The sequence below is a fragment of the Terrabacter sp. NPDC080008 genome (assembly GCF_040702505.1).
In the GTDB taxonomy this organism is placed as follows: domain Bacteria; phylum Actinomycetota; class Actinomycetes; order Actinomycetales; family Dermatophilaceae; genus Terrabacter.
Window position 1 is genome coordinate 72,156 of sequence record NZ_JBFBLC010000007.1, and the last position, 12,667, is coordinate 84,822.

At 71.0% G+C, this 12,667-nt stretch carries 11 protein-coding genes; 8 read left to right on the forward strand and 3 right to left on the reverse strand.

The window, feature by feature from the left end:
* Window positions 1-3 precede the first annotated feature (3 nt).
* The 4 genes from AB0316_RS18165 to AB0316_RS18180 all read left to right on the forward strand — a co-directional run bounded on the left by AB0316_RS18165 (window position 4) and on the right by AB0316_RS18180 (window position 4,566).
* Window positions 4-816, forward strand: a complete 813-nt coding sequence (locus tag AB0316_RS18165; RefSeq protein WP_366274452.1) for a sulfite exporter TauE/SafE family protein — start codon at window positions 4-6, stop codon at window positions 814-816.
* 169 nt (window positions 817-985) lie between these two features.
* Complete coding sequence (locus tag AB0316_RS18170; protein WP_366274453.1) at window positions 986-2,368, forward strand: MFS transporter; 1,383 nt, start codon at window positions 986-988, stop codon at window positions 2,366-2,368.
* Between the two features lie 63 nt (window positions 2,369-2,431).
* Window positions 2,432-3,682 carry a M24 family metallopeptidase gene (locus AB0316_RS18175; protein WP_366274454.1) on the forward strand — a complete coding sequence of 417 codons (1,251 nt, stop codon included), beginning with the start codon at window positions 2,432-2,434 and terminating at the stop codon, window positions 3,680-3,682.
* 89 nt (window positions 3,683-3,771) lie between these two features.
* Entirely contained in the window at window positions 3,772-4,566 is a 795-nt protein-coding gene (locus AB0316_RS18180) for an IclR family transcriptional regulator (RefSeq protein ID WP_366274455.1), read from the forward strand.
* A 112-nt stretch (window positions 4,567-4,678) separates the two neighbouring features.
* On the opposite strand, the gene AB0316_RS18185 is transcribed toward AB0316_RS18180, so the two are convergent.
* Both AB0316_RS18185 and AB0316_RS18190 read right to left on the reverse strand, forming a co-directional pair.
* On the reverse strand, window positions 4,679-5,488 hold the full coding sequence (locus AB0316_RS18185; RefSeq protein WP_366274456.1) for a creatininase: 810 nt from the start codon (window positions 5,486-5,488) through the stop codon (window positions 4,679-4,681).
* 117 nt (window positions 5,489-5,605) lie between these two features.
* Window positions 5,606-7,222 (reverse strand): cytosine permease, encoded by a 1,617-nt coding sequence (locus AB0316_RS18190; RefSeq protein WP_366274457.1) that lies wholly within the window; start codon window positions 7,220-7,222, stop codon window positions 5,606-5,608.
* A gap of 187 nt (window positions 7,223-7,409) precedes the next feature.
* Between AB0316_RS18190 and AB0316_RS18195 the strand changes: the two genes are divergently transcribed.
* On the forward strand, window positions 7,410-8,912 hold the full coding sequence (locus tag AB0316_RS18195; RefSeq protein ID WP_366274458.1) for a PucR family transcriptional regulator: 1,503 nt from the start codon (window positions 7,410-7,412) through the stop codon (window positions 8,910-8,912).
* 54 nt (window positions 8,913-8,966) lie between these two features.
* Here the strand turns inward: AB0316_RS18195 and AB0316_RS18200 are convergent, their stop codons facing one another.
* Complete coding sequence (locus AB0316_RS18200; protein WP_366274459.1) at window positions 8,967-9,623, reverse strand: GntR family transcriptional regulator; 657 nt, start codon at window positions 9,621-9,623, stop codon at window positions 8,967-8,969.
* A 176-nt stretch (window positions 9,624-9,799) separates the two neighbouring features.
* Between AB0316_RS18200 and glyA the strand changes: the two genes are divergently transcribed.
* From glyA to AB0316_RS18215, 3 genes are read left to right on the forward strand one after another with little or no spacing between them, the layout of a single operon-like run.
* Window positions 9,800-11,128 carry a serine hydroxymethyltransferase gene (glyA, locus tag AB0316_RS18205; protein WP_366274460.1) on the forward strand — a complete coding sequence of 443 codons (1,329 nt, stop codon included), beginning with the start codon at window positions 9,800-9,802 and terminating at the stop codon, window positions 11,126-11,128.
* A 2-nt stretch (window positions 11,129-11,130) separates the two neighbouring features.
* Entirely contained in the window at window positions 11,131-12,351 is a 1,221-nt protein-coding gene (locus tag AB0316_RS18210) for a sarcosine oxidase subunit beta family protein (protein WP_366274461.1), read from the forward strand.
* Between the two features lie 27 nt (window positions 12,352-12,378).
* Window positions 12,379-12,666, forward strand: coding sequence for a sarcosine oxidase subunit delta (locus AB0316_RS18215; RefSeq protein ID WP_366274462.1), 288 nt, complete (start codon window positions 12,379-12,381; stop codon window positions 12,664-12,666).
* The last annotated feature ends 1 nt before the right edge of the window (window position 12,667 follow it).

Genomic DNA, 12,667 nt, shown 5'->3' on the forward strand with positions numbered 1-12,667 from the left:
GCCATGATGGTGATCGCCGTCCCGCTGGGGATCGCCATCGGGCTCTCCCTCGGGGCGCTGGGCGGTGGGGGCTCGATCCTCACCGTCCCCGCCCTCGTCTACGTCCTCGGCCAGGACCCCCGGACGGCCACGACGAGCTCGCTCGTCATCGTCGGGCTCACCTCGCTGATCGCCCTGGTGCTGCACGCCCGGGCCCGGCGGGTCCGCTTCGGCCAGGGGCTGCTCTTCGGCGTGCTCGGGACCGCCGGCTCCCTCGCCGGGTCCGCCCTGTCGGCCTCGGTGCGGCCGACCACGCTGCTCACCGCCTTCGCCGTGCTCATGCTGGTCGTGGCGACCCTGATGTTCCGTCGCGCCCGCAGCGTCCCCCGCGACTCCGGCCAGGGGCTCGACCTCGGCGTCGAGCCGATGCTGACGCTGCGGCCCTTCACCTGCGCCTGTCCCCGGGTGGCCAAGGTCGTCGTCACCGCGACGGCGGTGGGCCTGCTCACCGGCTTCTTCGGGGTCGGCGGCGGCTTCGCCCTCGTGCCGGCGCTCGTGCTGGCCCTCGGCTTCCCGATGCCGGTGGCGGTGGGGACCTCCCTGCTCGTCATCGCCGTCAACAGCGCCACCGCCCTCGCGGCCCGCATCGGCTCGGGTGGGGCGCACCTCGACTGGGCGCTCATCGGCGTCTTCACCGCTGCTGCTATCGCCGGCAGCCTCGTCGGTGGGCGGGTGGCCGGCCGGGCCGACCCGCGGCACCTCACCCTGGCCTTCGCGACGCTCCTGGTCCTCGTCGCGCTCTACATCGGCGCCCGGTCGCTCGGCCTGACGGGCTGAGCTCCCGGAGGGGCAGGCGGTCCCGCGCACCTGCCTGCGCGACTGTCCCGCGCACCTGTCCCGGGATGGAATCAAGGCGCAGTCAGACTCTTGACGCTCACTTCGCCGCGTGTTCATACTGGCGCAACGGCGTTGCAACGGATGCAACGCACCGGCGCTTGGAGTTCCCATGTCGAAGAGCCCGACTCGTCCCCCGGCCCCCGCGGCACCGGTGGCAGCGGTGGCCCCGGACCTCGGTCCCACTCTCAGTGGACAGCACAGACCCGATCCAGCCGGAGTCGGCGCCGCCACCCGCCGCCGGGTCGTGGGAGCGAGCTTCATCGGCAACTTCGTCGAGTGGTTCGACTACGCCGTCTACGGCTACCTCGCCACCACCATCGCTGCGGTCTTCTTCCCGGACACCGACCGGCAGGCGGCGCTGCTCGCGACCTTCGCGCTCTTCGCCATCTCGTTCCTCGTCCGGCCCCTCGGCGGGTTCGTCTGGGGACACCTCGGCGACAAGATCGGCCGGCGCACGGCCCTCTCGTGGTCGATCCTCATCATGTCGCTCGCGACCTTCTGCATCGCCCTGCTGCCGTCCTACGCCACCGTCGGCGTCTGGGCGCCCATCCTGCTGCTGGTCGTACGCGTCGTGCAGGGCTTCTCGGCCTCCGGTCAGTACGCCGGGGCCTCCGCCTTCCTCGTGGAGTACGCCCCTGCCAACCGTCGCGGTCTCTACGCGGCCGTCGTGCCCGCCTCCACCGCGGCCGGCCTGCTCCTCGGGTCGCTGCTCGCAGCCCTGCTGACCGGCCTGCTCGACGTCGACCAGCTGCACAGCTGGGGCTGGCGCCTGCCGTTCCTGCTCGCCGCCCCGATGGGCCTCATCGGCCGCTTCATCCGCACCAAGCTCGAGGACACGCCGGCCTTCCGTGAGCTCACGCAGGAGGACCACGTCGTCAAGGCGCCTGCTCGCGACCTCTTCGTCAACTACTGGAAGGTGCTGCTCGTCGCCACCGGCGCCGTGCTGCTCAACGCCGTCGGCTTCTACGTGATCCTCAGCTACATGCCGACCTACCTCAGCGAGCAGATCGGCCTCGACGCGACCCGGTCCTACCTCGCGACGACGATCGCCCTCGTCACCTACATCGGCTTCATCCTGCTGACCGGGGTCGCCTCGGACCGGTTCGGGCGCAGGCGAGTCCTGCTCACGGCCTCGGTGCTCTTCATCCTGCTCACCGTCCCGGCCTTCATGCTGCTCAACACCGACAACTTCGCCGTCATCCTGCTCGTCATGGTCGGGCTCGGGGGGATGCTGACGCTCAACGACGGCACGCTGCCCAGCTTCCTGGCCGAGCTCTTCCCGACGAAGAACCGCTACAGCGGGTTCGCCGTCAGCTTCAACCTCTCGAACGCGCTCTTCGGCGGCACCGCCCCGTTCGTCGCGACCCTGCTGATCGCCAGGACCGGGAGCGACCTCGCCCCCGCCTTCTACCTCATGGCCGCTGCCCTGGTCTCCCTCGTCGCCGTGGCGTACGCCCGTGAGACGAGCCGCCGGCCGCTGCGCCATGAGTGACCACGAGTGACCCCTCGCACCAGCCCCACCACCCTCAAGACCACCCCAACGGAAAGGTTCCACATGTCCGCGCTCGCCACCCCCGTCACCTCCGTCAGCGAACTGGAGCGACTCAAGGTCCTGCACAACGGTGCCAAGGTCCCGCTGACCTTCTCGGACGCCGAGTTCGAGCGCCGGCTCGCGGGCCTTCGCTCGATCATGGCCGCGAAGGAGCTCGACGCCGTCGTGCTCACGTCGTACCACGGCATCAAGTACTACTCGGACTTCCTCTTCACCTACTTCGGCCGCTCCTACGCCCTCGTCGTCACGCCCGACGACCAGGTGACCGTCACCGCCAACATCGACGCGGGTATGCCGTGGCGCCGCAGCTACGGGGAGAACATCGTCTACACCGACTGGCGCCGCGACAACTTCCAGCACGGCGTCCACGAGGCCCTGGCCCAGCGCGGCATCACGCCCCAGCGCCTCGGCGTCGAGTTCGACACCCTCTCCCTGGATGCGCACGCCAAGCTGCAGGGCGTCTTCGACGGCGTCGAGCTCGTCGACGTCGCCCAGGACGCCATGCGCCAGCGGATGGTCAAGTCGGCCGAGGAGATCGAGGTCATCAAGCACGGCGCCCGCATCGGCGACCTCGGCGGCGAGGCCATCAAGGCCGCCATCCGTGAGGGCATCAGCGAGTACGAGGTGGCCCTCATCGGCACCGAGGCGATGGTCCACGAGATCGCCCGCACCTTCCCCGACTCGGAGATCCGCGACACCTGGGTGTGGTTCCAGTCCGGCATCAACACCGACGGCGCCCACAACTGGGCCACCACCCGCAAGCTGCAGCGCGGCGACATCCTCTCGCTCAACTGCTTCCCGATGACCTCCGGCTACTACACGGCCCTCGAGCGCACGCTCTTCCTCGGGCAGCCCGACGAGCGCTCGCTCGAGCTGTGGAACATCAACGTCGAGGTGCACCGCCGCGGCCTCGAGCTCATCAAGCCCGGCGCCGTCTGCAAGGACATCGCCGCCGAGCTCAACGAGATCTACATCGGCTACGGCCTCCTGCCCAACCGCACCTTCGGCTACGGGCACTCCTTCGGGGTGCTGTCGCACTACTACGGCCGCGAGGCGGGCCTCGAGCTGCGCGAGGACATCGACACCGTGCTCGAGCCGGGCATGGTCGTCTCGATGGAGCCGATGATCACCGTGGCCGACGGTCTGCCTGGAGCCGGTGGCTACCGCGAGCACGATATCCTCGTCGTCGGCGAGGACGGCGCCGAGAACATCACGAAGTTCCCGTTCGGCCCCGAGCACAACATCGTCGACTGAGCAGCAGGTGCGCGGTGCGGCCGGGGGCGGGCAGCCCTCCGGCCGCACCGCGCTGTCCGCGTCCCGACCCCGGTGAGGAGAGCAGGCAGATGGTGGCGAGCCGCCGCGAGGCCCGTACGGAAACGCCTGAGAACAAAGGCAGCTCGGTCATCGTCACGGTGATCCAGGTGCTGCGCTGCTTCACCGTCGACCAGCCGCTGCAGGGCGTGACGGAGATCGCCGCCCGGGTCGGCCTGCACAAGTCGAGCGTGTCGCGGATCCTCGCCACCCTCGAGAAGGAGCAGGTGGTCGAGCGCGACCCCCAGAGCCGCAAGTACCGCCTCGGCCTCGGCCTGCTCTCCATCGCCGGCTCGCTGCTGGCCGACCTCGACGTCCGGAGAGCGGCGCTGCCCGTCCTGCGCGACCTCGCCGAGCAGACGAGCGAGACGACCGCTCTCGTGGTGTGGAGCGGGCGCGACGCGGTGACCGTCGAGCAGGTCCCGAGCGCCCAGCAGATCAAGCACACCAACCCGCTGGGCACCCGCTACGACACCTTCGAGAGCGCCTCGGTCCAGGTCTTCCTGGCCGACCTGCCCCACGACGAGGTGGTCGCCCGGGTCGTCGCCGCCAGCGGGTCGGTGCCGCTGCTCGCGATGCCGGTGGACGCGTACGTCGCCGAGCTCTCCCGGGCCCTCGAGCGTGGGTATGCCGTCAACTACCGTCTGACGTCCGACGACGAGGTGGGCGTCGCGTCCCCCGTGCGCGACCACCGCGGCGAGACGGTCGCGGCCGTGCTCGTCGCGGCGCCGGCCTACCGGGTGACCGAGCCGGGGGCGGCGCAGCTGGGGGAGCGCGCCCGGGCGGCGGCCGACGAGATCTCCCGCCGGCTCGGCGGCGCGGGCTGACCGAGCCCCCGGCATACGGCATACGGCGTGCGACCGGGACGTCGGGTACACGGCATACGACAGCGGCAGCCCCGGTGGTCCGGGGCTGCCGCTGAGGTGTCGGACGGAGAGGTCAGACGGTCGTGAGGTCGGCGCTCCTGGCGGTCGGGAGGCCAAGGGCGAGCTCCTCGCGGATTGCGGCCGCGAGCGCCGACGAGGTGCGCTCGAGGAGCAGGTGCCCTGCCTCCGGGGATGCCGAGGCGGCCGAGGACAGGCACCCCGAGCCGGGCGTCAGCTCGGGCCGCACCGGCAGCCGGTCGTAGCGGGGGAGCCGGGCCGGCGGCAGGTCGATGACGCGGTCGAGGTGGACGAGCTCCGGGTGCAGGTGCAGCATGAGCGAGGTCTCGAGGACGCCGCCGTGCTCGACGTCCCAGCCGGGGAAGGACCCGCGGTAGATCTGCTCGATCGTGTCGTCGTCGACGAAGTCCCAGTAGGAGAGGAGCAGGGCCGAGACGTCCTCCCCCCGCTGGGCGAGCTGGGCGGTGGCCTGCTCCGCCCCCTCGTAGAGGAACTGGTAGTTCTCGAAGTGGCCGTTGAGGAAGACGACCTGTCGCGCGCCGTGGCGGGCGAACTCGAGCGTCAGGGTGCGCGCGATCGAGATGACCGTCGTCGCGTCGAGGCTCGTCGTGCCCCCGAGGTGGTTCCCACCGCCGGAGCGCTGCTGCGACTTGTAGCCGTAGACGACCGGTGCCGCCACGATGCCGTCCACGGCCTCGGCCAGCCGGCGGCTCATCGCCTGGGCCAGCACGACGTCGGTGTTCATCGGCAGGTGGGGACCGTGCTGCTCGATCGCGCCGACGGGCACGACGACGGGGGCGCCGCGAGCGATGCGCTCGCGGTAGGTGAAGGCGTCGAGCTCCTCCATGAGGACGGTGGTGGGCATGGCTGCTCCTGGGCTGGTGGGCGGCGTCGGTGCCGCAGGGGACGGAAGGAGATGGGAGTGGGGACGGGAACGGCGGGATGGGGACGGTCTCCCCACCCCGCCGAGTGACGCGAGGGTTCAGGACAGGGCGGGCGTGGTCGACGGCGCGGCGCTCGCGGGATCCGTGGCCGCCGTGGACCCGAGCGCGGCAGGTGCCGCGGGCTCGGTCGTCGTGCCGGGACGCTGGTGCTCGCACGCGTCACCGTGGTCACGCAGGTAGTCCTCGTCGCTGACGTCGGACCGGATCCCGATAGGAACGCCGGCGTGGATGCGGGCCCGGAAGCGGGGGTAGCCCAGCGCGAAGTAGACGGTGCCGGAGGTGAGCGTGCCTGCCAGCCAGGAGAGGTCGACGCCACCCATCGCGGTCGCGATCGGGCCCTGGAAGATCGGCAGCGAGCCGTACATGAACATCCACGTCATGACGAGTCCGGCGACGAAGGCCACCAGCGCCGCGGTGTTGACGGACTTCAGGCGCGTGTCGCGCGGGCTGAGGAACAGGTAGTCGAAGCTGTGGTGGCGCCGCTCGAAGCCGTAGTAGTGGACCGCCATGATGCCGCCCCACGTGGCGACCCAGGCCACGATCGTGCCGAGCCAGTTGTCGAGCAGCGTCGCGAAGTCGCCGGCGAAGAGGAACAGCACGACCGCCGCCATCGACAGCATCCCGACGAGCAGGGACAGGCGCTTGCGCGAGATCCGCACGTCCAGCGCCTGGAAGGCGACGCCGAAGGTGTAGAGGTTGATGATGTTCGTCGCGATCGGGCCGTGGATGACGAGCAGGATCACCGGGATCGCCAGCACCCCGAAGCTCTTGACGACGAGCTGGCCCGGGTCCACCGACCCGCTGATCGTCGCGAGGCTCGCGCCGAGCAGGCCCAGCCACGCGACGGGCAGGAACTGGCCGAGGACGGAGGCGGCATACAGCTTCACCTTCGGCACGCTCGACGACACGAAGCGCGAGTAGTCCGGTGCGTAGGTGAACCAGCCGATGCCCCAGCCGATCCCGATGACCGTCATGATCCCGGACATCGCGGCGATGCGCTCGCCGCCCTGCAGCACGTGCCCGGCGGGGCCGGCGTAGCTCCACTGGATCGGCAGCTTGGTCCAGGCGATGACCGACATGGCGACGAGGACGAGCAGGGTGGGCGGCATCGTGATGCGCTCGAACTTCGCGATGGCGCTGTAGCCGCGGTAGCAGATGGCCACCTGGATGCTCATGATCACGGCGGCGATGGCGATCTTCCACGGCAGGTTCGACTGCGCCGGGTCGACCCAGCCGATCATGCCGAAGAGCGCCATGACGAGGTCGAGGATGACCCACGTGTTCACCGCCGACCAGCCGACGGCGACGACGGCCTGGATGGCGGCCGGCAGGTAGGCGCCCCGGCGGCCGAAGGCGCCGCGGGCGAGGAGCATGCCCGTCGCTCCGGTCTTCTGGCCGAGCAGGACGAAGAAGCCGAAGCCGACCATGCCGATGACGTTGCCGATGACCAGCACGATCATGGTGTCCCAGAGGCCGAGGCCCAGGCCGATGCCGAGGGCTCCGAGGATCCAGTTGATCGGCGCGACGTTGGCGCCGGCCCAGATCCAGAACTGACCGGAGAGCTTCGTGGTCCGGGCTGACTCCGGAACGGGCTGCAGCACGTCCTCGACGGTCTGCGTGACGTCTTCCGAGTGGCTGTGCGTTGAAAGGCTCATGTGGGGACTGCTTTCTCGGGTGGTTCCCCTGCGGATGGCTTGCCGGCTGGCGTCAACGCTAGGTTCTCCCTCCCGTCACCGTCAGCCGCGTGGTGTCGCCTGTGGGCACATCCTCGGGTGACAGAGTGTCACCCATGAGGACGGCGCAGTCATCAGCTCAGCCACCGCATTCGAGCTCGGTTCGGTCATGTCCCTCCGTTTGAGCGAGATCCTCGCCGGTGGCGTCCTGGCCGCCGGTTCGCCCGCCGTCGTCGCCGGCGCCCGCACGGTGTCGCGTGCCCGGGTGCGGTGGGTGCACTCGAGCGAGGTGCTCGAGATCGCCCCGCTGCTCTCCGGCGGCGAGCTGCTCCTCACCGGTGGCACGGCGCTGCTCGCCCTGAAGCCGGCAGCGCAGGCGGAGTACGTCTGGAGCCTGGCATCACGCGGCGTCGCGGCGCTCGCCGTCGAGACCGCCGGGAGCGGGCGCCACCTGCCGCCCGAGCTTATGGCGGCGGCCGATGCAGCCGGGCTGCCGCTCATCGAGCTGCGACAGGTGGTCCCCTTCGTCGAGGTCGCCGAGGAGGTCAACCGCCGCATCGTGTCGGCGCAGGTGGCCGCTCTGCGGGCCGCCGACCAGCTCTCGCAGGCGCTCACCGAGCGCATGGCCAGCTCGGGCACGGCCCTCGAGCCGCTGCTGGAGCAGGTCGCCGACGCGCTGGGCGTCCACGTCCGGGTGCTCGACACCAGGGGAGGGCTGCTGGGGGCCGCCGGCCCGGAGCCGGAGGAGGACGCCGACCGCCGGGCGGCCGAGCTCGCCGTGAACGGGATCGGCGTGGCCCACCTCGAGCTCGTCGGCGGCGCGGACGCGGACCTCGAGACGCTGGAGACGGTGCTGACCCGGGTCCGCAGCATCGTCTCGCTGGCGCTCGCCCGCCACAGCCGCCCGAGCCTGGTCCGCGTCGCCGAGGACGAGCTGCTCCGACTGATCGGCGCCGGCGGCGGCGGCGAGCGGCTCATCGAGCTCAGCCAGGCGGGCGGGATCGACCCCGAACATCCCCTGGCCATGGCGGTGGTGCGGCGTCCGGCGGAGGGGCACGTCGACACCGAGCAACGCACGCGCCGGGCCCTGCCCTCGACGCTCGTCGTCGCCCACGGCGACTGGCTCGACATCCTCATGCCGCTCCGCGCCGCGACCCACGCCGAGCGGGCCGAGGCGCTCGCAGCGCTGCGCTCGGCCGGGGCGGGGACGGGGCTCACCGGGGCGCTCGGGCCCACGGCCCCGACCGTCCGGCAGGCGGCCTTCTCGCTCGCCGAGGCCCGCACCACCTGGCGGCTCGGCCGGTCCGCGAAGTGGCCCGACGCCGTCTACGACGCCTCGGACTTCCTCGTCGAGCGGATGGCCGAGCGGTCGCTGTCCCGGGGCGTCGTCGACGCGCTCGTCGAGGAGACGCTGGGGGAGCTGGTCCGTCTCGACCAGCGCCACGGGGGAGACCTGGTGCGCACCCTCGACGTCTGGCTCTCGACGGGCTGCAACGCCACGGAGTCGGCCCAGGTGCTCTTCCTCGAGCGGCAGTCGCTGCACAAGCGGCTGCGCCGGATCTTCCAGGCCCTCGGCGGCGACCCGCGCGGTCGCGGTCAGCTCGCCGCACTCTCCCTCGCGGTGCGGCTCGTGCGCGGCGGCGCCCAGCTGCGCGACGACGCCCGCGGCTGACCCGCCCGAGCCCGGGAGAATGCGCACGAGCCGGCCGGTCACCCGCTCATCGCGTCAGAGCACGGCGCGGATGGCTGCCTCGAAGTGGGTGACGTGCTCCCCGGCGAGCTCGGCCGCGCGGTCGGCGTCCTTGGCCACGATTGCCTCGAGCAGGGCGACGTGCTCCTTGATGTGCTCCGACACGGACGGGAGGCGCTCGAGCACGAGGCACCAGATGCGAGTGGCGAGGTTGTCGAGCCGCACGAGGGTCTCCTCGAGGTGTGGGTTCTCTGCGGCGCGGTAGATCAGGCGGTGGACGTCGATGTCGTACTCCATGAGGCGCCGGTCGTCGGGCTCGCTGCCCATCGAGGCGATCTGCTCGGCCTTGGCCGCGAGCTCGGCGCGCAGGTCGACGCGGGCCAGCAGGGCGGCCCGGCGGGCGGCGAGCGGCTCGAGGACCTGCCGCATCTCCGAGATCTCGGCGAGGTCGGTGATGTCGACCTGCGTGGCGAAGGTGCCGCGCCGCGGATAGGACACGACGAGGTGGTCGAGCTCGAGCTTCTTGAGGCTCTCGCGGATGGGGGTGCGCCCGATGCCGAGCTCGCCGGCGAGCCGCCCCTCGTTGATCGGGGCCCCGGGAGCGATGTCGAGCATGACGAGACGGTCGCGGAGCACGTGGTAGGCCTGCTCGGCCAGTGAGCCGTAGGGCAGTGCGGACGCCTCTGCAGCCATGACAGGTCCTCCTGGGTCGCGGTGAAGCCGGTGGGGAAGCTGGTGGTGAAGCGGTGGTGAAGCTGGCGGTGACGGGGTGGAACTGACCGTTGACGGGGTCCCACGACAGACATACTATTGCCGGACCGATGATATATCAGTCATCGACGACAGTCATATCAACGCACGGAGGGCCCATGTCCCAGGTCACCACTGCCCCGTCGACCCTCGACACCGAGCTCGCGCACCTCGACCCCGCCATCGCCTCGGCCATCGACGCGGAGCTGCGTCGCCAGCAGGGGACGCTCGAGATGATCGCGTCGGAGAACTTCGCACCGGTCGCGGTCATGCAGGCGCAGGGCTCGGTGCTGACGAACAAGTACGCCGAGGGCTACCCCGGCCGGCGCTACTACGGCGGCTGCGAGCACGTCGACGTCATCGAGTCGCTCGCGATCGAGCGGGTCAAGGCGCTCTTCGGTGCCGAGTTCGCGAATGTCCAGCCGCACTCCGGGGCACAGGCCAACGCCTCGGTCATGCACGCGCTGCTCCGCCCCGGCGACACCATCCTCGGCCTCGACCTGGCTCACGGTGGCCACCTGACGCACGGCATGCGCCTCAACTTCTCGGGCCGGCTCTACAAGGTCGCGGCCTACGGCGTTTGCGAGGACACCCACGTGATCGACATGGCGGAGGTCGAGCGGCTCGCCCTCGAGCACCGGCCGCGGATGATCGTCGCCGGGTGGTCGGCCTACCCGAGGCAGCTGGACTTCGCCGAGTTCCGCCGGATCGCCGACAAGGCCGGCGCGTACCTCTTCGTCGACATGGCGCACTTCGCCGGCCTCGTCGCGGCCGGGCTGCACCCCTCGCCGGTGCCGCACGCGCACGTCGTCTCCTCGACGACCCACAAGACGCTCGGCGGCCCGCGCGGCGGCATCATCCTCACCAACGACGCCGACATCGCCAAGAAGATCAACTCGGCCGTCTTCCCCGGCCAGCAGGGCGGCCCGCTCGAGCACGTCATCGCCGGCAAGGCCGTCGCCTTCAAGGTCGCCGCCACCGACGAGTTCCGCGACCGGCAGCAGCGCACCCTCGCGGGGGCCGCGATCCTCGCCGACCGCCTGACCGCGCCGGACGTCGCCGCCAAGGGCATCAGCGTGCTGACCGGCGGCACCGACGTCCACCTCGTCCTCGTCGACCTGCGGCACTCCGAGCTCGACGGCCAGCAGGGCGAGGACCTGCTGCACTCCATCGGCATCACGGTCAACCGCAACGCCGTGCCCTTCGACCCGCGGCCCCCGATGGTCTCCTCCGGCCTGCGCATCGGTACGCCGGCGCTGGCCACCCGCGGCTTCGACGAGGGCGCCTTCACCGAGGTCGCCGACATCATCGCGACCGCGCTCGCCGGCGACGGCTCGGAGGAGGCGCGCGGCTCCCTGCGGGCCCGCGTCGACGACCTCGCCGCCCGCTTCCCGCTCTACCCGAACCTCCACCCGAACCTCAACCCGAACCTCGACGAGGGACAGTGACGATGAACCAGCGTGAGCTCCCCGAGCACCCCGACTTCCTCTGGGCCAACCCCGAGCCCAAGAGCAGCTACGACGTGATCATCGTCGGCGCCGGCGGGCACGGCCTGGCGACGGGCTACTACCTCGCCAAGAACCACGGCATCACCAACGTCGCGGTCCTCGAGCGCGGCTGGATCGCCGGCGGCAACATGGCCCGCAACACCACGATCATCCGGTCGAACTACCTGTGGGACGAGTCGGCCGCGATCTACGAGCACTCCCTCAAGCTGTGGGAGGGGCTCGAGGACGAGCTGGGCTACGACGTCTTCTTCTCCCAGCGCGGGGTGCTCAACCTCGCCCACACGCTGCAGGACGTGCGCGACTCGGTGCGCCGCGTCGAGGCGAACCGGCTCAACGGCGTCGACGCCGAGTGGGTCGACCCGCAGCAGGTGAAGGAGCTGTGCCCGATCATCAACATCGGCGACGACATCCGCTACCCCGTCATGGGCGGCACCTACCAGCCGCGCGCCGGCATCGCCAAGCACGACTGGGTCGCGTGGGGCTACGCCCGCCGGGCCAGCGAGCTGGGGGTCGACATCATCCAGAACTGCGAGGTGACCGGCTTCGTCATGGACGGCGACCGGGTGACCGCCGTCGAGACGAGCCGGGGCCGGATCAACGCCGGTAAGGTGGCGCTCTGCGCCGCCGGCCACACCTCGGTGCTCTCCGAGCTCGCGGGGTTCCGGGTGCCGATCCAGTCGCACCCGCTGCAGGCCCTGGTCTCCGAGCTGCACGAGATCATCCACCCGACGGTCGTCATGTCGAACCACGTGCACGTCTACGTCTCGCAGGCGCACAAGGGCGAGCTCGTCATGGGCGCCGGCATCGACTCCTACAACGGCTACGGTCAGCGCGGCTCCTTCCACGTCATCGAGCACCAGATGTCGGCGGCGGTCGAGCTGTTCCCCGCCTTCTCGCGCGCCCACCTGCTGCGCACCTGGGGCGGCATCGTCGACGTGACGATGGACGCCTCCCCGGTCATGGGCCGCAGCCCGGTCGACGGCATGTACGTCAACTGCGGCTGGGGCACCGGCGGCTTCAAGGCCGTGCCGGGTGCCGGCTTCGCCTACGCGCACACCATCGCCACCGACGAGCCGCACGAGCTGAACCGCGGGTTCGGCCTCGACCGCTTCGTCACCGGCGCCCTCATCGACGAGCACGGCGCAGCCGCCGTGGCCCACTGACCGCCCACGCATCGAAAGGACGACACGATGCTCATCATCGACTGCCCGAACTGCGGGCCCCGGCCCGAGACCGAGTACGGCTACGGCGGCCAGGCCCACGTCGCCTACCCCGAGGACCCGCACGCCCTCACCGACGAGGAGTGGGCGCAGTACCTCTTCTATCGCGACAACCCCAAGGGCGCGTATGCGGAGCGCTGGGTCCACTCGGCCGGCTGCCGCAAGTGGTTCAACGCGGTGCGTGACACCCGCACCTACCAGATCGCCCGGGTCTACGGCCTGGACGAGCCCCGACCCGACCTCAGCAAGGGAGCCTGAC

What these genes read in the sequence shown, in the direction of transcription:
- AB0316_RS18190 (WP_366274457.1), bottom strand. Translation starts at nt 7,222, where the DNA reads ATGAGCCTTTCAACGCACAGCCACTCGGAAGACGTCACGCAGACCGTC.
- AB0316_RS18175 (WP_366274454.1), top strand. Translation starts at nt 2,432, where the DNA reads ATGTCCGCGCTCGCCACCCCCGTCACCTCCGTCAGCGAACTGGAGCGA.
- AB0316_RS18165 (WP_366274452.1), top strand. Translation starts at nt 4, where the DNA reads ATGATGGTGATCGCCGTCCCGCTGGGGATCGCCATCGGGCTCTCCCTC.
- glyA (WP_366274460.1), top strand. Translation starts at nt 9,800, where the DNA reads ATGTCCCAGGTCACCACTGCCCCGTCGACCCTCGACACCGAGCTCGCG.
- AB0316_RS18170 (WP_366274453.1), top strand. Translation starts at nt 986, where the DNA reads ATGTCGAAGAGCCCGACTCGTCCCCCGGCCCCCGCGGCACCGGTGGCA.
- AB0316_RS18210 (WP_366274461.1), top strand. Translation starts at nt 11,131, where the DNA reads ATGAACCAGCGTGAGCTCCCCGAGCACCCCGACTTCCTCTGGGCCAAC.
- AB0316_RS18195 (WP_366274458.1), top strand. Translation starts at nt 7,410, where the DNA reads ATGTCCCTCCGTTTGAGCGAGATCCTCGCCGGTGGCGTCCTGGCCGCC.
- AB0316_RS18200 (WP_366274459.1), bottom strand. Translation starts at nt 9,623, where the DNA reads ATGGCTGCAGAGGCGTCCGCACTGCCCTACGGCTCACTGGCCGAGCAG.
- AB0316_RS18185 (WP_366274456.1), bottom strand. Translation starts at nt 5,488, where the DNA reads ATGCCCACCACCGTCCTCATGGAGGAGCTCGACGCCTTCACCTACCGC.
- AB0316_RS18180 (WP_366274455.1), top strand. Translation starts at nt 3,772, where the DNA reads ATGGTGGCGAGCCGCCGCGAGGCCCGTACGGAAACGCCTGAGAACAAA.
- AB0316_RS18215 (WP_366274462.1), top strand. Translation starts at nt 12,379, where the DNA reads ATGCTCATCATCGACTGCCCGAACTGCGGGCCCCGGCCCGAGACCGAG.